Source organism: Streptomyces sp. PU-14G, from assembly GCF_041028275.1.
Classification (GTDB): domain Bacteria; phylum Actinomycetota; class Actinomycetes; order Streptomycetales; family Streptomycetaceae; genus Streptomyces.
Window position 1 is genome coordinate 1 of record NZ_JASKYT010000032.1, and the last position, 21,771, is coordinate 21,771.

15 protein-coding genes and 1 pseudogene are annotated in these 21,771 nt (G+C 73.1%); 8 read left to right on the forward strand and 8 right to left on the reverse strand.

Annotation, left to right across the window (positions count from 1 at the left end; genetic code table 11):
• Positions 1 to 257: 257 nt before the first annotated feature.
• The 4 genes and pseudogenes from AB8Z75_RS06320 to AB8Z75_RS06335 form a co-directional block, all read right to left on the reverse strand.
• A pseudogene (locus AB8Z75_RS06320) lies at positions 258 to 1,329 on the reverse strand (thiamine pyrophosphate-binding protein); the annotation flags it as partial.
• Positions 1,330 to 1,349: 20 nt separating this feature from the next.
• Positions 1,350 to 2,138, reverse strand: coding sequence for an SDR family oxidoreductase (locus tag AB8Z75_RS06325; protein ID WP_369200381.1), 789 nt, complete (start codon positions 2,136 to 2,138; stop codon positions 1,350 to 1,352).
• Between the two features lie 49 nt (positions 2,139 to 2,187).
• Positions 2,188 to 2,964, reverse strand: a complete 777-nt coding sequence (locus tag AB8Z75_RS06330) for an SDR family NAD(P)-dependent oxidoreductase (RefSeq protein ID WP_369200382.1) — start codon at positions 2,962 to 2,964, stop codon at positions 2,188 to 2,190.
• Between the two features lie 33 nt (positions 2,965 to 2,997).
• A complete protein-coding gene (locus tag AB8Z75_RS06335) occupies positions 2,998 to 3,825 on the reverse strand; it encodes an Fpg/Nei family DNA glycosylase (RefSeq protein ID WP_369200383.1) in 828 nt (275 codons plus the stop codon).
• 84 nt (positions 3,826 to 3,909) lie between these two features.
• Between AB8Z75_RS06335 and AB8Z75_RS06340 the strand changes: the two genes are divergently transcribed.
• On the forward strand, positions 3,910 to 4,506 hold the full coding sequence (locus AB8Z75_RS06340) for a MarR family winged helix-turn-helix transcriptional regulator (protein ID WP_369200384.1): 597 nt from the start codon (positions 3,910 to 3,912) through the stop codon (positions 4,504 to 4,506).
• A 460-nt stretch (positions 4,507 to 4,966) separates the two neighbouring features.
• On the opposite strand, the gene AB8Z75_RS06345 is transcribed toward AB8Z75_RS06340, so the two are convergent.
• Entirely contained in the window at positions 4,967 to 9,802 is a 4,836-nt protein-coding gene (locus AB8Z75_RS06345; protein WP_369200385.1) for a DEAD/DEAH box helicase, read from the reverse strand.
• Between the two features lie 185 nt (positions 9,803 to 9,987).
• Between AB8Z75_RS06345 and AB8Z75_RS06350 the strand changes: the two genes are divergently transcribed.
• The 3 genes from AB8Z75_RS06350 to AB8Z75_RS06360 all read left to right on the forward strand — a co-directional run bounded on the left by AB8Z75_RS06350 (position 9,988) and on the right by AB8Z75_RS06360 (position 12,116).
• The gene (locus AB8Z75_RS06350) at positions 9,988 to 10,839 is read left to right on the forward strand and encodes an AraC family transcriptional regulator (RefSeq protein ID WP_369200386.1); all 852 of its coding nucleotides are present in this window, start codon (positions 9,988 to 9,990) and stop codon (positions 10,837 to 10,839) included.
• A gap of 261 nt (positions 10,840 to 11,100) precedes the next feature.
• The gene (locus tag AB8Z75_RS06355; RefSeq protein WP_369200387.1) at positions 11,101 to 11,814 is read left to right on the forward strand and encodes an AzlC family ABC transporter permease; all 714 of its coding nucleotides are present in this window, start codon (positions 11,101 to 11,103) and stop codon (positions 11,812 to 11,814) included.
• Positions 11,811 to 12,116: an AzlD domain-containing protein gene (locus tag AB8Z75_RS06360; RefSeq protein WP_369200388.1), complete on the forward strand. Its 306-nt coding sequence runs from the start codon at positions 11,811 to 11,813 to the stop codon at positions 12,114 to 12,116. Before AB8Z75_RS06355 ends, AB8Z75_RS06360 begins: the two co-directional genes overlap by 4 nt.
• Before the next feature lie 206 nt (positions 12,117 to 12,322).
• Here the strand turns inward: AB8Z75_RS06360 and AB8Z75_RS06365 are convergent, their stop codons facing one another.
• Positions 12,323 to 13,228 carry a hypothetical protein gene (locus AB8Z75_RS06365; RefSeq protein WP_369200389.1) on the reverse strand — a complete coding sequence of 302 codons (906 nt, stop codon included), beginning with the start codon at positions 13,226 to 13,228 and terminating at the stop codon, positions 12,323 to 12,325.
• A 78-nt stretch (positions 13,229 to 13,306) separates the two neighbouring features.
• On the opposite strand from AB8Z75_RS06365, the gene AB8Z75_RS06370 reads away from it, so the two are divergent.
• From AB8Z75_RS06370 to recX, 4 genes are all read left to right on the forward strand, one after another.
• On the forward strand, positions 13,307 to 13,501 hold the full coding sequence (locus AB8Z75_RS06370) for a DUF3046 domain-containing protein (RefSeq protein WP_369200390.1): 195 nt from the start codon (positions 13,307 to 13,309) through the stop codon (positions 13,499 to 13,501).
• Between the two features lie 352 nt (positions 13,502 to 13,853).
• Positions 13,854 to 14,996 (forward strand): AI-2E family transporter, encoded by a 1,143-nt coding sequence (locus tag AB8Z75_RS06375; RefSeq protein WP_369200405.1) that lies wholly within the window; start codon positions 13,854 to 13,856, stop codon positions 14,994 to 14,996.
• 255 nt (positions 14,997 to 15,251) lie between these two features.
• A complete protein-coding gene (gene recA / locus AB8Z75_RS06380) occupies positions 15,252 to 16,418 on the forward strand; it encodes a recombinase RecA (RefSeq protein ID WP_369200391.1) in 1,167 nt (388 codons plus the stop codon).
• Positions 16,419 to 16,422: 4 nt separating this feature from the next.
• Positions 16,423 to 17,148, forward strand: coding sequence for a recombination regulator RecX (gene recX / locus AB8Z75_RS06385; RefSeq protein WP_369200392.1), 726 nt, complete (start codon positions 16,423 to 16,425; stop codon positions 17,146 to 17,148).
• Between the two features lie 138 nt (positions 17,149 to 17,286).
• Here recX and AB8Z75_RS06390 read toward each other — a convergent pair whose 3' ends face one another.
• Both AB8Z75_RS06390 and AB8Z75_RS06395 read right to left on the reverse strand, forming a co-directional pair.
• Complete coding sequence (locus AB8Z75_RS06390; protein ID WP_369200393.1) at positions 17,287 to 19,338, reverse strand: glycoside hydrolase; 2,052 nt, start codon at positions 19,336 to 19,338, stop codon at positions 17,287 to 17,289.
• Positions 19,339 to 19,687: 349 nt separating this feature from the next.
• Positions 19,688 to 21,517 carry an FAD-dependent monooxygenase gene (locus AB8Z75_RS06395; protein ID WP_369200394.1) on the reverse strand — a complete coding sequence of 610 codons (1,830 nt, stop codon included), beginning with the start codon at positions 21,515 to 21,517 and terminating at the stop codon, positions 19,688 to 19,690.
• Positions 21,518 to 21,771 lie beyond the last annotated feature (254 nt).

Here is a 21,771-nt window from a genome sequence, read left to right on the forward strand (position 1 = left end):
GCCGTACGCGCGGATCGCCGCACCCGCGGAGGCCGCGGGGGGGGGGGGGGGGGGGGGGGGGGGGGGGGGGGGGGGGGGGGGGGGGGGGGGGGGGGGGGGGGGGGGGGGGGGGGGGGGGGGGGGGGGGGGGGGGGGGGGGGGGGGGGGGGGGGGGGGGGGGGGGGGGGGGGGGGGGGGGGGGGGGGGGGGGGGGGGGGGGGGGGGGGGGGGGGGGGGGGGGGGGGGGGGGGGGGGGGGGGGGGGGGGGGGGGGGGGGGGATGGTCACGTCCCGGGCGACCACGGCCCGGCGCGGCAGTGCGGCGCGCAGCGCGTCGCAGACGGCGGCCTGGGGCGCCCGCGTGCGCGTCGCCGGGCAGCGCGGCGGTCAGCGCCCCCAGGACGCGGGCCGCGTCGCCGTGCAGCGGGTGCGTCACCGGGTAGACGCGGCCCAGCGCGGCGGCGTCCGCGTCGATCTGGAGGTGGGTGGCGGGCAGGGCGAGGGCGTAGTCGGCGGTCTCGTTGGAGCGGAAGTGGGTGCCGACGGTGAGCAGCACGTCCGCGTCGGCCAGCAGGGCGCGGGCCGCGGGCGCGGTGGCGAAGTTGCCGATGACCTGCGGGTGGTCTTCCGGCACGGCGCCGCGCCCGGAGTTGGAGGTCAGCAGCCCGGCGCCGGTCGCCTCCAGCAGGGTGCGCAGCGCGTCGCCCGCGCGGGCCGCCCCGCCGCCCGCCCACACCAGGGGGCGGCGGGCAGTGGCCAGCGCTTCGGCCGCGGCCCGCAGCCCGCTGTCGGCAGGGTGCGGGAGCGCTGCCCGCGCGGGCGGCTCGCTCCGGTCGGTCTGCGGGGCGTACTGGAGGTCGATGGGCCACTCGACGCTGGCCGGCCCTCCGGGGGTGGCCAGCGCGGCAGCCGCCGCGGCGCGCAGCACCTGCCCCGCCTCCCGCGCCGACCCGATGGCCGCGGCGTGGGCCGAGACCGCCCGCAACATGCCGAGCTGGTCCTTCGTCTCGTGGATGAAGCCCCGCCCGCCGCCCAGGTAGCCGCTCTCGATCTGCCCGGTGACGTGCAGCACGGAAGCGCCCGCGCTGAGGGACTCGACCAGGGACCCGGCGGCGTTGCCCGCGCCGGTCCCGGTGGAGGTCAGGGCGCAGCCGATGCCGTCGCGGGAGCGGCCGTAGGCGTCGGCCGCGTTGACGGCGCTCGCCTCGTGCCGCACGGGCACGAACCGCAGTTCCCGGTCGACGGCCTCGACCAGCGGCAGGTTGTGCACGCTGACGATCCCGAAGACCACCTCGACGCCGAGTTCTCGCAGGACGGCGACGAGCAGCTCGCCGCCGTTGTCGTAACGCATGCAGGGTGCTCCTCGAAGGGTCACAGGACGCCGCGGCCGACTCCGCCGCAGACGTCGAGGCTGGTGCCGGTGATGTAGGAGGCGCGGGGGGACAGCAGCGCGACGACGGCGTAGGCGACCTCGTCCGCGCTGCCGAGGCGGCCGAGTGCGACACCCCGGTCGGCGGCGAGTTCGGCCTGCCAGTCCTCGTAGCTGAGGCCGGAGCCCGCCGCGGCGTGCCGTCTGGTCCACTGTCCCGTGTCGATCAGCCCCAGGCACACGGAGTTGACCCGGATGCCGTCGCCCGCCAGCTCGCTGGACAGGGACTTGGAGAGGTTGAGGATGCCGGCGCGGGCCGCGCTGGTGGTGATCAGCCGGGGTTCGGGCTGCTTGGCCAGGACGGCGTTGACGTTGACGACACTGCCCGCGTCCGAGGCCCGCAGGTGGCGCCGGGCGGCGCGCAGCGGGTTGAGCACCCCGGCGAACTTCAGCTCCAGCTCGTCCCGCCAGTCCTCGGCGGTGGTCTGCTCCAGCGTCTTCATGCGGGACTGGCCCGCGTTGTTGACGAGGCCGTCGAGACCGCCGAGCGCCGCGGCGGCCCGGTCGGTGAAGGCGGCCACCGCGTTGGCGTCCCGTACGTCGCACACGTCGGTGAACAGAGCGCCGGGCTCCGCGCGCAGCCGGTCGGTGGCGGTGGCCAGCCGGGCGGCGTCACGGGCGCAGGTGGCGACCCGGGCGCCCTCCGCCAGCAGCGCGCGGACCGTGGCCAGGCCGACGCCCGAACTGCCGCCGGTGACCAGGTAGGCGCGGTCGGCCAGGCCGAGATCCATGGGCGTGCTCCAAGGGGTCGGGGGAGTGGGGGCAGACCCGATCGGGGGGTCACCAGGGCATCGCGACTCCGCCGTTGGGCCGCAGGATCTGGCCCGTGGTGAACGAGGAGGCGTCGGATGCCAGGTGCAGCACCGCATGGGCGATCTCCTGCGCTTCGCCGACCCGCTCCAGCGGTGAGGCCCGGGAGAGGGCTTCCTCGGTGCGCCGCTGCTCCGCCGCGTCGTCCCGCTCCGTCATCGGGGTGTGTACCCAACCGGGGGCGACGGCGTTGACGCGGATGCCGTGCCTGCCGATCTCGGCGGCCAGAGTCTTGGTGAGCTGGACGACTGCGGCCTTGGCGGCTCCGTAGCACAGCAGTTCGGCAGAGCCGGTGTCCACGGCTCCGGACGCCATGGTCACGATGGCGCCGCGGGTGCCGGTGCCGATCATGCTGCGGGCCGCCTCCTGACAGGTGTGCAGGACGCCCTTGAAATTGACGTCCAGCACGCGGTCCAGGTCGGCGTCCCGCGTCTCCAGCACCGTACTGCGGTGCATCACCCCGGCGATCGCTGCGGCGATATCCAGGCTCCCGCCCGCACGGGCTGCCGCCGCCACGGCGCCGCTGAGCGCCGCACGGTCGGTCACATCCAGTACGTACCCCCACGCCTCACCGCCCGCCGCCTCGATCTGGCCGGTCGTGCGCGTCAGACCCTTCTCGTCCAGGTCCGCACAGTGCACGGCCGCGCCCGCCTGGGCGAGCAGCACGGCTGTCGCACGGCCGATGCCGCTGGCCGCTCCGGTGACCAGGGCGGTCCGGCCGGTCAGGTCGTACGCCGGGAGGCTCATGCCTCATGACGGTACGAGCGAGCTGACGAAGCGTCAATTGGTCGGTCGGCCACCGGAATGTGCCGCGCCCGCCGACGGCGGCTGGCAGTGCGGGCAATACCACACGGTGCGGGGGCGCTCCGGCGGCCCGTGCCCGCCCGTGCGCACCGGGGTACCGCAGCGGTAACAGGGACGGCCCTCGCGGCCGTAGACGGCCAGGGCACGATCCGGACGTGGACTGCCGGTCGTACGGCGCCGAACACGGGCCTTGTTCGCCTCCAGCAGCCGCTTGGCCGCCTCCAGCAGACGGGTGCGCAGCGGCGAAGGCACCGCGCCCACCGGCGTCCAGGGAGAAAGACGCGCGAGGAAACACAGCTCCGACGCGTAGACATTGCCGATCCCGGCAAGGTTCCGCTGGTCGAGCAGGGCCTCGACCAGCGCACGGTCCGGCTCCCGCGCCAGCCGCCGCCCCGCCTCTTCGGCATCCCAGTCCTGCCCCAGCAGATCAGGACCCAGATGCCCCACCGCTGTGAACTCCTCCCTCGTACGCAGCAGTTCCAGTACGGGCAGGCGCAGTCCGGCCGCCGTGTGGGACCGGGTCGTCAGCAGCGCGCGGACCTGATGCACGGGGCCGAAACCACCCGGCGGATTGCTCCTCACCCGCCACGAGCCCTCCATGCCCAGATGCGAGTGAACCGTCAGCCCGCCCTCGATCCGCATCAGCAGATGCTTGCCCCGTGGCACCACCTCGAACAGCACCCGGCCGGACAGATCGACCGTCGCCATCCTGGGCACCCTGAAGTCCGTAGCGACCAGCACGCAGTCGGCCAGCGCCTCGTGCAGCGTGTGCGCCGCACGCCAGACCGTGTCTCCCTCAGGCATACGGCCATCGTCCCAGCCGGCTGAGACAGGTCACGGGGACAGCGCCGGAACAGCGAAGTGGATCACCAGATACCATCCTCGGCCATGGGGCAGTGGGGTTACGAACGACAGCACGACGCGCTCGACGTGGACGGCGAGGAAGAGGCGGAACAGCGGGACGCGCTCGAAGGAGCGCGCGACTGGGTGGACGACCACGTCGACCGCTGGCACACCGTGCTTCCCGACCTCGACCCCCACATCGAGGGCGCCGTCACGCGCATGCAGTACCTCGCGGACCACCTGCGACGGGTCGGCGAGAGAGCGCTGGCCGAGTACGGTTTGCGCCGCGAGGAGCACGAGACGCTGCACGCGCTCGCCCGATCCGGATGGCACACCACCCTCCCGCAACTCGCGATGGACCTGGGGGAGGCACCCAACGCGGTCACCGAGCGTCTCGACGCCCTGGAGAAACGTGGTTTCGTGACCCTTTCCTCCGCGGGGACGGGGAAGGGCACCCCCGGCGACGGCGGCCAGGAGATCGCGCTGACGGACGAGGGACACACCACCTGGCTCGGCGCCATCGACGCCGCAGGCGCCGAGGAGCGCCGCCTGCTGGGCACGCTCGACTGGTACGAACGCACCCTGCTCGCCTCACTGTTGCGGCGCGTCGTCCTCAGCGTCGAGGGGCACGACGAGGGCTGAACGGCGCGCGGTCGCGCGCCGGGCGGCAGCCGACCGACGCGCCCTCTGCACGGCCGCACCGGGCGGCTGCGGTTCCGTTCGTCTCCGTGTGGGGCTGTGGCGGGTGGCCGCGGGTTCGGGTTCGTCTCCGTGCGCGTACCGGGTGGCTGCGGTTCGGGTTCGTCTCCGTGCGGGTACCGGGTGGCTGCGGTTCGGGTTCGTCTCCGTGCGGGTACCGGGTGGCTGCGGGTTCGGGTTCGTCTCCGTGTGCGTGCCGGGTGGGCGTGGTTCGGGTTCGTCTCCGTGTGCGTGCCGGGTGGGCGTGGTTCGGCCCGTCTCCGTGTGCGTGCCGGGTGGGCGTGGTTCGGGTTCGTCTCCGTGTGCGTGCCGGGTGGGCGTGGTTCGGCCCGTCTCCGTGCGCGTACCGGGTGGGCGCGGTTCGGCCCGTCCCCGTGTGCGTACCGTGTGGCCGCGGTTCGATTCATCCCGCGCGCAGCCGCAGGCCCCGCGGGGTCGGATGGAAGCCCGCGGCCTCCAGCGTAGGGCCCAGCGACGAGGAGAGTGCGGCCGTCCCGTTCACCCGCTCGATCGTGACGGTGCCCAGCGCACCCCGGCGGGCCGCCCCGGCGAGCGCCTCGACTGCGGCAGCCAGCCGGGCGGTACCCGCCTCGCTCACGGCGGCAGCCGGTTCCGTCTCCCCGGCCGCGCCGTCCGGCGCTTCCGGATCGTTCGCCCACGCCAGCAGGGTCTTGCCGCCCCGCTCGACGTACAACGTCAGCACACCGTCGGCCACCACCACGAGCGCGCCCGCCTTGCGGCCCGGTTTGTGGGTTGCGCCCTGCGGGGGAGCAGGCCAGGGCAGCGCGGCCCCGTAGGCGTTCGCCGGGTCGGCCGCGGCCAGGACGAGGGCACGCGGGCCCGCGCGCGAACTGCCGCCGCGCGCCCCTCCGCCGTACGGCCCGCCGACACCCGCGCCGCCACCGGCGCCGCTCTCCCGCTCGCGTGCCGTGCTGACAGCACGCAACCGGTCCACCGCTCCGTCCACCGCGAACTGCGCGGCGCCCAGGCCCTCCACGACGTAGCCGCGTCTGGCCTGACCGCTCTCCTCGAAGACCGACAGCACCCGATACGCCGCGGAAAAGCCCCCCTCCACCCCCTCCGCGGACACCGCGCCGCGGGTCACGACACCGTGCCGGTCCAGCAGCGTACGGGCGAGTGCGTGCGCACGGTGGGTGGGTTCGCTCTCCGGCTCGGGAAGCAGCGACCAGCGTCCCGCCACGGTCGGCGGCGCCGACACGGGAGCGCGTCCGGGGCCACGGCGGCCCACGCCGCTGCCCGCCGCCACGGCCGCCGCCGTGAACGAGCCGTAACGGCCGCGCGGAGTGGGCCGCTTGGCGCGGTGCGCCGTCGAGCCCGCCGTCCGCCCCGAGCCCAGCAGGGCGCGCAGCGGGGCCAGCGTGTCCCCGGTCACCCGCCCCGACCACACCAGGTCCCACAGCGCCTCCGTGAGGTGAGGGTCGGTGGCCTCCGGCTGCGCCGCCCGCGCCCGCTCGGCGATCTGCCGGAAGAACAGCCCGTAACCGCCCGCCAGGGCTTCGAGCACGGCCTGATGCACCGGCGTCAGCTCCAGCGGATGCGGGGGCGGCAGCAAGAGCGGCGCCGCGTCGGCCAGATGCAGCGAGATCCAGCCGTCCTTGCCGGGCAACGCCCCCGCGCCCGCCCACACCACCTCGCCCGAGGCGGTCAGCTCGTCCAGCATCGGCGGCGCGTAGTCCGTGACACGCCCCGGCAGCACCAGCTTCTCCAGCGCGGACGCCGGAACCGGGGCCCCCTGCAACTGCTCCACGGTGCGCAACAGCCCCTCGACACCGCGCAGACTGCTCGTGCCCACGTGCTGCCACTGCGGCAGGAAAGCCGCCAGAGCCTGCGGCGCGACGGGCTCCAGCTCCTGCCGCAGCGCCGCAAGGGAACGCCGCCGGAGCCTGCGCAGCACCCCCGCGTCGCACCACTCCTGACCCACGCCCGAGGGATGGAACTCGCCCTGCACCAGCCGCCCGCTCGCCGCCAGGCGGTGCAGCGCGCCGTCCGCGACAGCCGTACCGAGACCGAAGCGGTCCGCCACGTCCGACGAGACGAACGGGCCGTGCGTCCTGGCGTACCGCGCGAGCAGATCGCCCAGCGGGTCGGCCACCGGCTCGGTGAACGCCTCGGGGATACCGACCGGCAGGGCCACGCCCAACGCGTCCCGTAGCCGGCCCGCGTCCTCGATCCCCGCCCAGTACTCCCGGCCGGCGATCCGTACCCGGATGGCACGGCGGGCCGCCTCCAGCTCCGGCGCCCAGCCCGGCTCGGCACCGCGCTCTTCCAGCTCACCGGAGGTGAGCGGCCCCAGCAGGCGCAGCAGATCGGCGACGCCCTCCACGTCCTTGAGCCGGCGGTCCTCGGTACGCCACTGGAGCTCGGCCTCCAGCTCGTGCAGCACGTCGGCGTCCAGCAGCTCCCGCAGCTCCGCCTGGCCCAGCAGCTCCGACAGCAGCCGGGAGTCGAGGGAGAGCGCCGCCGCCCGGCGCTCGGCCAGCGGGGAATCCCCCTCGTAGAGGTACTGCGCGACATAGCCGAACAGCAGCGAGCGGGCGAACGGCGAGGGCTCCGGCGTCGTCACCTCGACCACGCGGACGCGGCGCGACTCGATGTCGCCCATCAGCTCCGTCAGCCCCGGCACGTCGAAGACGTCCTGCAGGCACTCGCGAACCGCTTCAAGGATGACCGGGAAAGAGCCGAACTCGCTCGCCACCTGCAGCAGCTGCGAGGCCCGCTGCCGCTGCTGCCACAGGGGCGTGCGCTTGCCCGGACTGCGGCGCGGCAACAGCAGCGCACGCGAGGCGCACTCCCGGAAGCGGGCGGCGAACAGCGCCGAGCCGCCCACCTGGTCGGTGACGGTCTGCTCGATCTCGCCCTTGTCGAAGAGCACGTCGCCGACCCCGATGGGCGGCTGGTCGGGATCGACCGGCAGGCCGCCCCCCGGCCCGGGCATCTCCTGCGCCGGGGTGCGCGGAGAGGGCGACTCGGGCTCGAACAGGTCCAGGTCCATCAACTCGGCGTCCGGCAGCCGCAGCACCAGCCCGTCGTCCGCGTGCATGACCTGCGCGTCCATGCCGTACCGCTCGGACAGCCGTGCCCCGATGGCGAGCGCCCAGGGGGCGTGCACCTGGGCACCGAAGGGGGAGTGCACCACGACGCGCCAGTCGCCCAGCTCGTCACGGAAGCGCTCCACCACGATCGTCCGGTCGTCCGGGACGTGCCCGGCCGCCTCCCGCTGCTCTTCCAGATACGCCAGCAGGTTGCCGATCGCCAGCGTGTCCATCCCGGAGGCCGCCAGCCGCTCCCGGGCCCGTTCACGGGTCAGCGAACCGATCTCGCGCAGGAAGGCGCCCAGCGCCCGGCCCAGCTCCAGCGGCCTGCCCAACTGGTCCCCCCGCCAGAACGGCAGGCGCCCCGGCACGCCAGGCGCGGGCGTGACCAGCACCCGGTCACGGGTGATGTCCTCGATCCGCCAGGACGTCGTCCCCAGGGTGAACACGTCACCCACCCGGGACTCGTAGACCATCTCCTCGTCCAGCTCACCGACCCGGCCACCGCCCTTCTTCGGGTCGGCACCCGCCAGGAAGACACCGAACAGCCCGCGGTCGGGGATCGTGCCGCCGGAGGTGACCGCGAGCCGCTGCGCACCCGGCCGACCCGTGAGCGTGTTGCCCACCCGGTCCCACACCAGGCGTGGGCGCAGCTCGGCGAACGCGTCCGACGGATACCGCCCGGCGAGCATGTCCAGCACCGAGGTGTACGCCGACTCGGGCAGCGCGGCGAACGGGGCCGCACGCCGCACCAGAGCCAGCAGCTCCTCCACGTCCCAGACGTCCACCGCGACCATGGCGACGATCTGCTGGGCGAGTACGTCCAGCGGGTTCGCGGGGATACGCAGCGCCTCGATGGCACCCTGGCGCATCCGCTCGGTGACGACCGCCGACTGCACCAGATCGCCCCGGTACTTGGGGAAGACCACCCCCGCGGAGACCGCACCCACCTGGTGTCCCGCGCGGCCCACCCGCTGGAGTCCGGAGGCCACCGAGGGCGGCGACTCGACCTGGATCACCAGATCGACGGCCCCCATGTCGATCCCCAGCTCCAGGCTGGAGGTGGCCACCACGGCGGGCAGCCGGCCCGCTTTGAGATCCTCCTCCACCTGGGCGCGCTGCTCCTTGGAGACCGAACCGTGGTGGGCCCGCGCAAGGAGTGGCGGCGCGCCGGTGACCGCGCCCGCGTTCCCCATCAACTCGGCGGGCGAGTGGTCCTCGGGCATCGGTTCGCCCGTGGCACGCTCGTAGGCGATCTCGTTCAGCCTGTTGCACAACCGCTCGGCAAGACGGCGCGAGTTGGCGAAGACGATGGTCGAGCGGTGCTCCTGGATGAGGTCGGTGATCCGCTCCTCCACCGAGGGCCAGATCGACGGCTTGCCGCCCGCGCCGGGGCCCGCACCGTCCGGGCCCGCCGCGTCCTGCGTGGGGGAGCTGCCCAGCTCGCCCATGTCCTCCACCGGGACCACGACGGACAGCTCGAACTCCTTGCCCGACGGCGGCTGCACGACGGCCGCGTTCCGGCGGGGGAAGAGGAACCGCGCGACCTCGTCCACCGGGCGGACCGTCGCCGACAGGCCGATGCGCCGCGCCGGCCGCTCCAACAGGTGGTCCAGCCGCTCCAGGGACAGCGCCAGGTGGGCGCCGCGCTTCGTGCCCGCGACCGCGTGCACCTCGTCCACGATGACCGTCTCGACACCGCTGAGCGCCTCCCGGGCGCCGGAGGTCAGCATCAGGAACAGCGATTCGGGCGTGGTGATCAGGATGTCCGGCGGGCGGCGGGCGATCGACCTGCGCTCGGCTGCCGGGGTGTCACCCGAACGGATACCGACCGTGATCTCAGGCTCCGGGAGGCCGAGCCGCAGCGACTCCTGCCTGATACCGGTCAGCGGGCTGCGCAGATTGCGCTCCACATCCACAGCCAGCGCTTTCAGCGGCGAGACGTACAGCACCCGGCAGCGCTTGACGGGATCGGCGGGCGGCGGCGTGGAGGCGAGGGCGTCCAGCGAGGCGAGAAAGGCGGCCAGCGTCTTCCCCGATCCGGTGGGCGCCACCACCAGCGCGTCCGACTCCTCGGCCAGCGCACGCCAGGCCCCCTCCTGCGCGGAGGTGGGCTCGCTGAAGGCGCCCGTGAACCATGCACGGGTCGCCGGTGAGAAGGCGTCCAGCGCCGATGTCCGACCCATGTCCCCATCGTGCAGCACGGCACTGACAACGGCGGCGAGCGCCGGCACGGTGCCCGGTCATGGCGCCGGTGCCTGGGCATGGCGCCGGTGCCTGGTCATGGCACGGTGCCACGACAGGACCCGCCCGCCGAGACGAACGCCGGTGCCGAGACCGGGGTCCCGCGGGGCGGGCGCAGAATGGAAGGATGACGGACGGGGAGAGCGCACACTACTGGCAGTCACCGAAACTGCCCGACCTCGACCTCCTGCGCGCCCGCTACATCCGCAAGGTCTTCGCGCGCCACACCCACCGGACGTACGTCATCGCCGCCATCACGGAGGGAGTGGAAGCCTTCCACCACGGGGGCGACGTGCACCGCGTGGGTGTGGGCGGGATCGCGCTGATCAACCCCGACACCGCGCACACCGGCCACGCCGGGATACCCGAGGGCTGGCGGTACGAGGTCCTCTACCCGGACCCGGGCATGGTGGCCCGGATCGCCGCTGAGACCACCACGATCCGGGGCACCCCGGGGTTCGCCGTCCCGGCGGCCCACGATCCCGTCTCGGCCCGCCACGTGCGGGCGGTGCACTTCGCGCTGGAGCAGCACAACGCGCTGGCCGCCGACAGCCACCTGCACGCGGCCGTCGCACGGCTGCTGCGGCTGCACGGCGGCCCCCTGCCCGGACGGGCGACACGCGCAGCCGGTGCGCGCGACGCCGCGCTGGCGCGTGCCGTCCTCGAGGAGCGGATGGCGGACCCGCCCACTCTGGAGGGGCTCGCCGCCGAGCTGGGCACCGGCCCCTTCGCACTGCTGCGCGCCTTCCGCCGCACGTACGGGATGCCGCCGCACGCCTGGCTGACGGACGCGCGAGTCCACCGGGCCCGAGCACTGCTGGACGCGGGGACACCCCCCGCCGAGGCCGCCGGTGCCGTCGGATTCACCGACCAGGCCCACCTGACCCGCCACTTCGGACGGATCGTGGGGGTGCCGCCGGGCGCCTACCAGCGCGGCCGCGCAAGAACGTACAAGACCGGCCCAGCGGCGGCTTCCTAATGTCGTCCCGTGCCAGAGCAGAGAGAAACCCGCGAGATCTTCGACCGGCCCTGGGCGCCGGAGACGTCCGAAGCGCCGAGCCCGCCGACAGCACAGAAACCGTGGACAGAGCCGGATGTGTCTACAGCGCCGCATGCGCCGCATGCGCCGGGGAAGCCGCATCCGCCGGAAGCGCCGGAGGAGCGGCAGGGTTCGCCGGAGCCGCGCGGCGCGGCTGCCGCGCCGGCGGACGGCGGCGGAGGGCCGTCTGAGGACCGCGCCGTGGTGCGGGACGCCCTCGGCGTCGGCATCGCCGTCGGGCTCTCCGGTTTCGCGTTCGGCGTCACCGCCTCCGGCGCAGGCATCAGCCTCGCTCAGACGTGTGCGCTGAGCCTCTTCGTCTTCACCGGTGCCTCCCAGTTCGCCCTGGTCGGCGCACTGGCGGCCGGGGGCGGGCCGCTGACCGCGGCAGTCGGGGCGTTCTTCCTGGGGACCAGGAACACCCTCTACGGGCTGCGCCTCTCCGGCCTTCTCGGGCTGCGCCCGGGGGTGAGACTCGCCGCAGCGCACTGGGTGATCGACGAGACATCGGCCGTCGCGCTCGCCCAGCGGGGACGGCGCGCCGTCCGACTCGGTTTCACCGTGACCGGTGCGACGCTCTTCGTCCTGTGGAACCTCACCACCTTCCTGGGTGCCCTCGGAGCCGAAGCGCTCGGCGACACCGCCGCGTGGGGGCTGGACGCGGCACCACCCGCCGCTTTCCTGGCACTGCTGGCACCCATGCTCCGCACCGGCGTCGAGCGCACCACGGCGGGACTCGCCGCCGTCCTCGGACTCGCCCTCCTTCCGGTGCTCCCCGCGGGCGTACCGGTTCTGGTGGCCGCGCTGGCGGCCCCCGCCGTCCTGGCGGTGCACACCGGAAAGGCACAGAGGGCAGCGGATGTCCTGACGCGGCGGAAACGGAAGAAGAGCGGGAGCGAGGAGGAGTCGCGGTGAGTGTGTGGATCGCCATCGGGGTCACTGCCCTGGGCTGCTATCTGGTCAAGCTGCTCGGCCTCTCGGTACCCGCCGGAGTGCTGGAGCGGCCGGTGCTCAGGCGGCTGACCGCCCTGCTGCCGGTGGCACTGCTGGCGGCGCTGACCGCGCAGCAGACGTTCGCCGACCAGACAGCGCTCGTGCTCGACGCCCGCGCGGCCGGGCTCGCCGCCGCGGCGCTCGCCCTGGTAGTGCGCGCACCCTTCCTGGTCGTCGTCGCCGCGGCCGTCCTGGTCACGGCGGGCGTGCGCGCGTTGGCATGACAGGGAGGCAGGCGCCCCGAGCGTACGCGTCGGACGGGTGGCCGGTGCCTCGAAAGGGACTCGCGCTCGGACGCGCCCGAAAAGGCGCTCCGGGCCCGGGCGCGTCTGAGGGGCTCCGTGCCCGGCCGCGCCCGAAAAGGGGACCCGGGCCCGGACGCGCGGATAAGGAGACCGAGGGAGCGGATAAGGAGACCGAGGGAAACGACTCAAAGCCGTCCGTACGCGCGGAGGGTGTGCAGGGCGTCGAGCGTCACCAGAGGGCGGCCTTCCAGCGCTGTTCCGGGCGCCCACCTGCGCCAGTTGATGTCCCACCCGCCGTCCTCCTCCTGGCGGCTCACCAGATGGTCGAGACAGTGGTCCAGTTCCGCGTCCGAGAACCAGCGCCGTGCCAGCGAGTCGGGCGCCGTGGCGAAGTCGGTCACGTAATGGTGCTCTCCCGGTGCGTACCCGTCCGGGAGGGGAAAGCGCTCCGCCCGGTCCGGGTCGGTCACGACCAGGCGCTGCTCGCGCACCAGCGTCCCCAGACGGCCCGCCGCCGCCTCGGCACGCGGGCGGTCGGGGACACCGTCCAGGAAGGCGAGCGCCGCCTGCACCTCGTACGGGTGGGTCTTGCCCAGGGTCTCGACGGTGTGCCAGCAGTAGTCCGTCGCGCGGAAGAGCCAGGCGTGCCAGACGCTGTTGCGGTGCAGCGTGCCCACGACCGGGCCGGTCGCCAGCAGATCACTGGGCGGCGTGTCCACCACGGGGATCCAGGGCGCGGCGGGGTATCCGCGCAGCGACGGGTGGACGGCGGGGAGGGCGCCGTCGGGCGTGGAGACCGCCGTCAGATACCGGCCGATGCGCTCGACCCGTTGTCCGGCGCAGCGTCCGATCGCGTCCAGCACCCGCACGGCCGCCGCGGTGTGCAGCGGCTGGCTCACCGGGCCCCGCAGGTCGGGCTCCAGCGCGTGTCCGTAACCGCCGTCCGCGTTGCGGTAGGCGTCCAGCGCCGTCTCGACCGCGCTCGGGTCGCCGTCCAGGAAGTCGTGCTCGAAACGCCGCTGTTCCAGCACGCGCGCTGTCAGCCAGATGAAGTTCTCCGCGCGGGAGAGGACCGAACCACTGTGAGCCATCCTCCGACGGTAGGCCCGCCGGGCGTCCCGGTCACTGCTGTGGAGCCGAGCCAACCCTCCAGGCGGGATACTCGAGGCATGCGGTTGACGGACTTCTGGCAGCGGATGGCGGAGCACTTCGGTGCGTCGTACGCCGACTCCTTCGCACATGACTTCGTGATGTCCGAGCTGGGCGGCCGGACCGTCCATGAGGCGCTCGCGGCGGGCTGGGACGCGAAAGACGTGTGGCGGGTGGTCTGCGAGGTCATGGACGTCCCGGCGCACAAGAGGTGAGTCGTTTACCGGGCGGTGTGTCCGGTAGGGCGAGACTTGTCCGGTGGGTGCACCAGGCGACGGCGGCCGGGACGAGCGCCGCGACGGACGCGACGGGGAGCGCGAGGGCCGCGGCGGACGCGACGGGGAACGCGAGGGCCTCGATGGGGAACGCGAGGGCCGCGACGGACGCGACGGCGAGTACGACGGCCGTGACGGACGCGACGGCGAGCGCGAGGGCCGCGGTGGGGGAGACAAGGGCCGGCACACCGGTGGCCACCGGGGCGGCGGCCGACCGCGAGGTGGGGTGGCTCAGGGAGACGGGCCGTCCGGCGGCGAGAGCGGCGCCCCCGAAGAGGAGGGTCCCGGCCCGGTGGCCTCGGCTGCCGGCTTCCGCCGCGGTCCACGGTCCGCGGCGATGCCGCACTGGCTGCCTCGGGCCTTCGTGCTCGCCCTCGCCCTGTTCGCGGCCTACCAGATCCTCAGCTGGGCGGTACTCCGTGTCCTCGCCCTGCTGCTGGATGTCCTGATCGCGTTCTTCCTGGCGCTGGCCATGGAACCCGCCGTCGCGGGTCTGGCCCGGCGGGGGATGCGGCGCGGGCCGGCGACCGCGCTGGTCTCCCTGGTGCTGTTGCTGGCCGCGGCCGGATTCTTCTTCGCGCTGGGCTCCCTCTTCGCCGAACAGGTCAGCCGCATCGTCGACAACCTGCCCCGCTACGTCTCCGAGGTTCTGCGCTGGAGCAACGACCACTTCCACACCGATCTGCACGTGGACGAGCTCCGCTCCGGGCTCGTCCACTCCGACTGGGTGCGCGGCTACCTGCGCAACGGGGCCCGGAACGTGTGGGGGGTCTCCGCGACGGTGCTGGGGGGAGTTTTCCAGCTTCTGACGGTCGCGCTGTTCACGTTCTACTTCGCGGCCGACGGCCCGCGGCTGCGCACCGCGCTGTGCTCCATGCTGCCGCCCGCACACCAGGCGGAGGTGTTGCGCGCCTGGGAGATCGCCGTCAGCAAGACCGGGGGATACATCTACTCGCGTGCGCTGATGGCGCTGATCTCCGCTGCCGCGCACTACCTCTTCCTGCAACTGCTGGGCGTCCCGTACGCGGCGGCGCTGGGCGTCTGGGTCGGCGCGGTCTCGCAGTTCGTGCCGACTGTGGGCACCTATCTGGCCGGCGCGCTGCCGCTGCTGATCGCTTTCACCGTCGACCCCTGGTCGGCGCTGTGGGTGCTGGTGTTCATCGTCCTCTACCAGCAGTTCGAGAACTATGTGCTGCAGCCGCGCATCACCGCCAGGACCGTGGACATCCATCCCGCCGTCGCCTTCGGGTCGGTGATCGCGGGCACCTCGCTGCTGGGGGTGGTGGGTGCGCTGGTCGCCATCCCGGCGATGGCGACACTGCAGGGGTTCTTCAGCGCGTACGTGAAGCGCTACGAGGTCTCGGACGTGTCGGTCGGGCGGGGTGCGCGGAGCAGGCGCCACGGGTTCGGACGGTGGCTCTCGCACCGCCGGTGACCGGGTCGGTTGCCTCGCCCTCGGGGATGTGATTCCTCAGGTATGTGGCTGTGACCTGCGCTTTTCGGAGTTTTCCACAGGTGCGCGGTGCGACTTGACTCAAAAATCGAACATCGATTCTTATGGAGGCTCCGGCGAACGTCCGCTCAGGCCATGCCGGCCGGGGGAGCGCGGGTCCGGACCGATTGTCAGTGGCAGGCGCTAGCGTCGTGAGACGTGAAGCGATCGACTCAAGCAAACAACCGGGTGGCACCCATGGCAGGAACCGACCGCGAGAAGGCGCTCGACGCTGCTCTCGCTCAGATTGAACGGCAATTCGGCAAGGGCGCCGTGATGCGCATGGGCGAGCGGCCGAACGAGCCGGTCGAGGTCATCCCCACCGGGTCGACCGCCCTGGACGTGGCCCTCGGGGTCGGCGGCCTGCCGCGAGGCCGGGTCGTGGAGGTCTACGGCCCCGAGTCCTCGGGTAAGACGACCCTGACCCTCCACGCGGTGGCCAACGCCCAGAAGGCGGGCGGCACGGTCGCCTTCGTGGACGCCGAGCACGCGCTGGACCCCGAGTACGCCAAGCGTCTCGGTGTCGACACCGACGCGCTGATCCTCTCCCAGCCGGACAACGGCGAGCAGGCCCTCGAGATCACCGACATGCTGATCCGCTCCGGCGCGCTCGATCTGATCATCATCGACTCGGTCGCCGCGCTGGTGCCCCGGGCCGAGATCGAGGGCGAGATGGGCGACTCCCACGTCGGCCTCCAGGCCCGGCTCATGAGCCAGGCCCTCCGGAAGATCGCAGGTGCGCTCAACCAGTCCAAGACCACCGCGATCTTCATCAACCAGCTCCGCGAGAAGGTCGGCGTGATGTTCGGCTCTCCGGAGACCACGACCGGCGGTAGGGCGCTGAAGTTCTACGCCTCGGTGCGGCTCGACATCCGCCGCATCGAGACTCTGAAGGACGGCACCGACGCTGTCGGCAACCGGACCCGTGTCAAGGTCGTCAAGAACAAGGTCGCACCGCCCTTCAAGCAGGCCGAGTTCGACATCCTCTACGGCATGGGCATCAGCCGTGAGGGCGGTCTGATCGACATGGGCGTCGAGCACGGCTTCGTCCGCAAGTCCGGCGCCTGGTACACGTACGAGGGCGATCAGCTCGGCCAGGGCAAGGAGAACTCCCGCAACTTCCTGCGGGACAACCCCGACCTCGCCAACGAGATCGAGAAGAAGATCAAGGAGAAGCTCGGCATCGGCGTCCAGCCCCAGGACCCGTCGGGTGAGCCCGGGGCGGACGCCGCGGACAGCACCGCGGCCCCTGCCGCCGGCGCGGCAGCCGCGGCGGACGGTGCGGACGCCAAGACGGTCCCGGCCCCCGCCGCCAAGACGGCGAAGGCCACCAAGGCCACCAAGGCCGCCGCGGCCAAGAGCTAGTCCGGTGACGCGGCGCACCGACTGGCCGGAGTACACCCCCTCCCCGGACCCGTCCTCCACCCCCGCCCCGCCGTGGGGCGACGGGGCGGGAGCGGGCTCCCAGGACGGCGATGATCCCGCCCCGTCGAGGGCCGGAGCGGGATCATCGCGTACGTCGTCCGCCCCCGGGGAGCAACAGCCCCGGGGATCGCGACCCTCCCGGGAGCCGCAGTCCCGGGAGCCGCAGGACCCGGTGGAGCGGGCCAGAGCCATCTGCCTGCGGCTGCTCACCGGCACGCCCCGGACGCGCCGGCAGCTCGCGGACGCGCTCCGCAAGCGGGACGTGCCCACGGAGGCGGCCGAAGAAGTGCTGGCCCGGTTCGAGGACGTCGGCCTCATCGACGACGGCGCGTTCGCCGCCGCCTGGGTGGAATCCCGGCACCACAGCCGGGGGCTGGCCCGCCGTGCCCTCGCCCGCGAACTGCGCACCAAGGGCGTGGACGCGACGGTGATCGACGAGGCGGTGGGCGAGCTCGACGCGGAGCAGGAGGAAGAGACGGCGCGCGCGCTGGTGGCACGCAAATTGCGTGCCACCAGGGGTCTCGAGAGGGACAAGCGTCTCCGTCGCCTCGCCGGAATGCTGGCCCGCAAGGGCTACTCGGAAGGCTTGGCCCTTCGTGTGGTCCGCCAGGCGCTGGAAGAAGAAGGGGAGGACCCGGAGTCACTGGAGGAGCATTTTCCGGGGATCTAGAGGTGGCCGACGCGGGACCGCGCGCCATGGGGCCCGGTTGTGACTCGCGCGGACACGCGGTCGGCCGTGCCCACGCCCGCGCCCGTGCGGCCTGCCCCTATCCGTACCCGTACTCGCGTTCGCGCCCGCTGCCGGGTGTCAGCTCTCGGCCGGGCAGAGCCGCCGGGGTGTGGCCTCCTTCTTCAGCGTGGCGTCCACGCAGCCGCCGGGCAGCCCGCCGTGTGCCTCGGTGCCGAAGTTCGCGGTCACCGTCAGGGCGCCGTCGCCGAACACCGTGTGCTGCACGCGATGGTCGCTGGTCAACCAGCGGAACTGCGTCAGACGTTCGGTGCCCGCCGCCTGGTGCAACGGGGCGAAGTAGCGTTGGAGGGTGGCCATTTCCTTGCCCGTGGAGGCGAGGTTCTCGTCCCCGAGGACGAAGTTGAGCGGTGTGTTGTACAGCACGGACATCAGCGCACGGTCCGTCTTCTGCTTCGGCAGCTTGTCGTAGGGCATCTCCCAGCGGTCGGTGGTGACCAGCGAGTCGTGCAACGCGGTTTCGTAGAGGGGAATGCGGTAAGCCGGGTCGAACATCGACTTCGCCAGTGCCGTGGGCAGTTCGGTCGGTTTGAAGAAGTGGGCGGGTGCGTCGGCCGGGTAGTAGGCGCCCCACGTGTCCTTGTCGTTCTCCACGGCCCACAGCCGGTCGTTGACGGGTGTCTGTGCGCCGTGGTTGAAGGCGAGAGCCGGCGCGGACCAGGAGACGGCCGACTCGGAGCCGACGACGAAGCCGCTCTCGTCGGCGAGGGCACGCAGGCGCGCCATCCGGTTGGCCCGGTCCTGTTTCCTGGTCATCGGGTGGTGCGCGGAGAAGTCGCTGAGCAGTTCGCCTGCCGCGTCCACATCCACGAAGACGCTGTTGGCGCCGTTCGCGGTCATCTTGCGCGTGTGCTGGGCCAGATAGTGCTCGTCCGGCTCGGACTCGGCGAACGCTTCGGAGCTGAGGTAGCAGCCGCGGTCGCCGAAACCTGGCTTCATCGCGCCTTTCCGGGTGCGTACGCAGTAATCGGGGTAGACGGTTCCCGGCCAGGTGGCGACGGGAGTGTCGGCGGTCGCGGGGTCCTGGCCGTTGGCGTAGGTGTCGTACGGACCGACGAGGTAGCCCTGTTTCTTGGCCATCGCCACGGCTTCCTTGCTCATGGGGTGCCCGTCGGCGTCGTAGCCGAGCCACAGCCGGGTGTTGCCCCATTCGCGGAGCTTTCGTACGGCCTTCGCGTCGCGGGCTCCGCCCCACAGGTAGGCGTGCTGGGCGCCCAGCAGTTTCCCGACCTGAGGGTTTTCGGCGATTTTCTGCTCGAGGGTGTGCAGCTTGCCGTGTTCGCGCAGCCAGCGGTGGTAGTCGACGGCCGGTGCGACGGGGGAAGCGGAGGTGAGGGAGAAAGTGACGGTGTAGCCGAGGGTCTTCTCACGGCGGGAGAAGTCGTGCGTGGCCGTGGCGTGCAGTGCGCCGCCGCTGGAGGCGAACCTGAGCGAGGTGCCCACATTCTCGGGCACGAGGTAGCTGACACCGTGCCGACCGGTGGTGTAGCCCCACAGCGGCAGCGTGAGCGAGCCGGTGGCCAGGTCGGCCTCGGTGCCGGCGAGCCCTGCCTGTTCGGAGTTCCAGAACCGGTCCGCGACGGGCACGGACAGCCCCTCGCCGCGCGGTATCTGCAAGGAGGCCTGCTGTCCCCGCTCTCCTGCCGTGCCAGGGCCCGCGCCGCCGGTCACCGGCCATGCGAGGGTGCCGTCCGTGCCCGAGTGGACGGTCATCCTCAGCCTTCCCCGCTCACTCGCTGCGGTCACGGTGAGCCCCCTGGTGGGGTACGACCACGAAGCCTGGGAGCCCTGCACCTGCACTCTGCTTGGCTCACCCAGCTTGTCGGCGCCGGCCGCGGCGTCGGAGACGGGTACGGCGGCGCCGCCGTCCGTGTGCCCGGTCACCCGTAGTGAGGTCGTGTCGACCGTCGTGGTGCCTCCGGCCACGGTGAAGTCGACCTGTGCGCCGCGGACGTGCGGCGGCTCGGTGTGGCCTGTGCGGGGGTTGGGGCCGGCGAAAGCGGCGTAACCGGCGGACGCGGTGGTCGCCGTCAGGGTGAGGGCGGCGGCGATGCCCAGGACACGGTTGCGCCGTCTGCGTCCAGCGCCCGTCGCGTCACGAGGGGAATGCACCGAGTGCCTCCCGGTGTGCGGGGTGTGGGCCACTTCCCGGGGCGCTGCGTGTGCTCCCTCCGATATCTCTGTCGGGGACTGGGCTGACTTTCCCACGCGGGCTTGCGCCACGGAGCCTGTCCGGGCAGTCGGCCTGTTTCCCGGCCCGGCTTCCTGCGGAGCTTCCGTGCGGGCGGCTGCCCAGGCCGGTGCGTGCTGCCGATCACCCTCGTGGGAGAGGTCGTTCTCCTGCTCGTCCATGATCGTCAGCATGGGAGGGCAGGCTAAGAGGGTTGTAAGAAAGGCCCAGGCCGCAGCCAGTCGCGACATCTTCAGGCCGGGAGCCGGGAGCCGCCCGGGGGGGGCGTCCCTAAGCGCCGGTTCGGTGGTGAACCGCGCCTGTTCCGCGTATCGCCTCCGCCCAGGCGTTGAGCGCCTCGGTGTGCCCTGCCGGGAGGGCGGCGGCCAGGTGGCCGTCGGCGCGGACGGCGAGCACCGTGTGTGCGGCCGCGCCCGGGTAGCCCTCGGTGACCAGCAGTGTCGCCCGCAGCGGCAGTTTCTCCACGGCGGCGGCCAGTTCGGGCATCATCCCCGCCGACAGCCAGTGGCGGCTGTCCCACACCGCGGTGCCCGGGGCCACCAGCACGACCAGCAACTCCCCGCCGACGCCACCCAGCCAGCCGCGCAGCGTTCCCCGGGAGCCGTCCACGGCCGTGACGGGGACATCCTCGACAGGGGCGCCCTGCGCTGTGCCGACCGGTACCTGGGGAGTGCTCCCGTGTGGCGGGGCCAGCGGCGTTCGGCTGTACGCGGGAGGCGCACCGAGCAGGCCCTGCCCCAGGTGCCCGTCGGTCAGCAAGGCCAGGTGGGCACGTGCGCCCCCGCCGGGCAGCAGCGACCGCAGTCCGCCGCCGCGCCGTACGACGGCCATGGCCTGATCGACGGCGCGCAGCCGTGCGGTGACGGTGGGGCGCCGTTCGGCCTCGTAACTGTCCAGCAGGGCGTCGGCCGCCCCGTCGTGCCCGTGGTGCCAGGCGAGAGCAAGCTTCCAGGCGAGGTTGGTGACATCCCGCAGCCCTTCGTCGACGGACTGGACTCCCAGCGCACCTGTCAGGTGCGCGGCGTCGCCGGCGAGGAAGGAGCGGTCGACGCGCCAGTGCCGGGCGAGCCGCTGGTGTGCGGTGTGCACCCCCGTGTCCACCAGTTCGTAGGGTCCGATGCGGGCGGCCGTTTCCCCGACGTCACGGTTGCCAGGGTGCGCGGGCGCGGTACGGCCCTCGTTCGTGTCGTTCCTCCCGTGCCTCTCGTTCCGGTCGGCCCCGTACGGACTGCCCGCCTGGGCCGCCTCGGTCGCCCCGGCCGCTTTGTTCGGCTTGGCTGTGCTGCCGGTCCTCGCGGCCTTGCCCGTCCGCTCCGCCTGGGCGGTGCGGAGTGCCTCCTCGGACCAGGTCGCGAGTGCGTCGGCGACGCGCTCCAGCATCTCCTGGGGGGTGACGAGATCGCCGCGTGGCGTCAACAGCCAGTCGAGTCGCCACAGCCCGTCGGCCAGCGGCCTGGCCGTCACCTCTCCGGGGGTACCGCCGGGGTCGCGGTGCAGCAGCGCGCGGCCCACCTGGCCGGGCTCCCATGCGCCGTCCCGACCGTAGCGCCCCTCTTCCCAGGGCAGCCGCACGCGCAGCGCCGCGACCGCGTGCCGCTCGACCGCGGTGCGGCCGGGGAAACGAACTGAGAGGAGTTTGCGGACGGTCGAGCGTGCGCCGTCGCAGCCGACCGCGTAGCTGCCCCGCCACCAGGTGCCGGACGGGCCGCGGGTGTGCACCGTGACGCCCCTGGGGTCCTGCTCCAGCAGATCGACGTGGCTGCCGGTGACCACCCGGGCGAGCTGTTCGTCGGCCAGGGCGCTGCGCAGCACGCGCTCCAGGGCGTGCTGCGCCAGGTGCAGGGGGGCGTGCTCGGGGGGCAGGTCGGTCTCAGCGACCGGCTGGGCGCGCCGTTGGGTGCGCCACGAGCGCCAGCGTGCGCCGGGCAGTGGGGGCAGTTGCGCCACGGTGTCGGGGCGCAGCACGCAGGTGCGTGCGGCGCGGACCTGCGGGTGGCCGTCGGTCGCGTCGAGGACGACCGACGGAACCGCGTGCCGGGCGAGAGCGAGCGAGAGAGCCAGTCCGACGGGGCCTGCCCCGACGATGATCACCGGGTCCACAGCGTGGTGACCTCACACCCCTGGTGGTTCTGACGGGGCCGGGGTTCTTCTGGCGGTGGGGCCTGGTGCACGATCACGCTGGTATGCAACCCATTGCCTGAGCGGTCGTCAAGTGACGGCGGCCCGGGGCGAGGCGTATGCCGGGGCGGCGGCTCCGGGGAGCCACCGCCCCGGCATCGCTCGGGCGTCGCGCCAGGGACCAGCTGCTCGCGGTTTGCTAGGGCCTCTCGTTTGGATCTTGCTGGGCTCGCGGG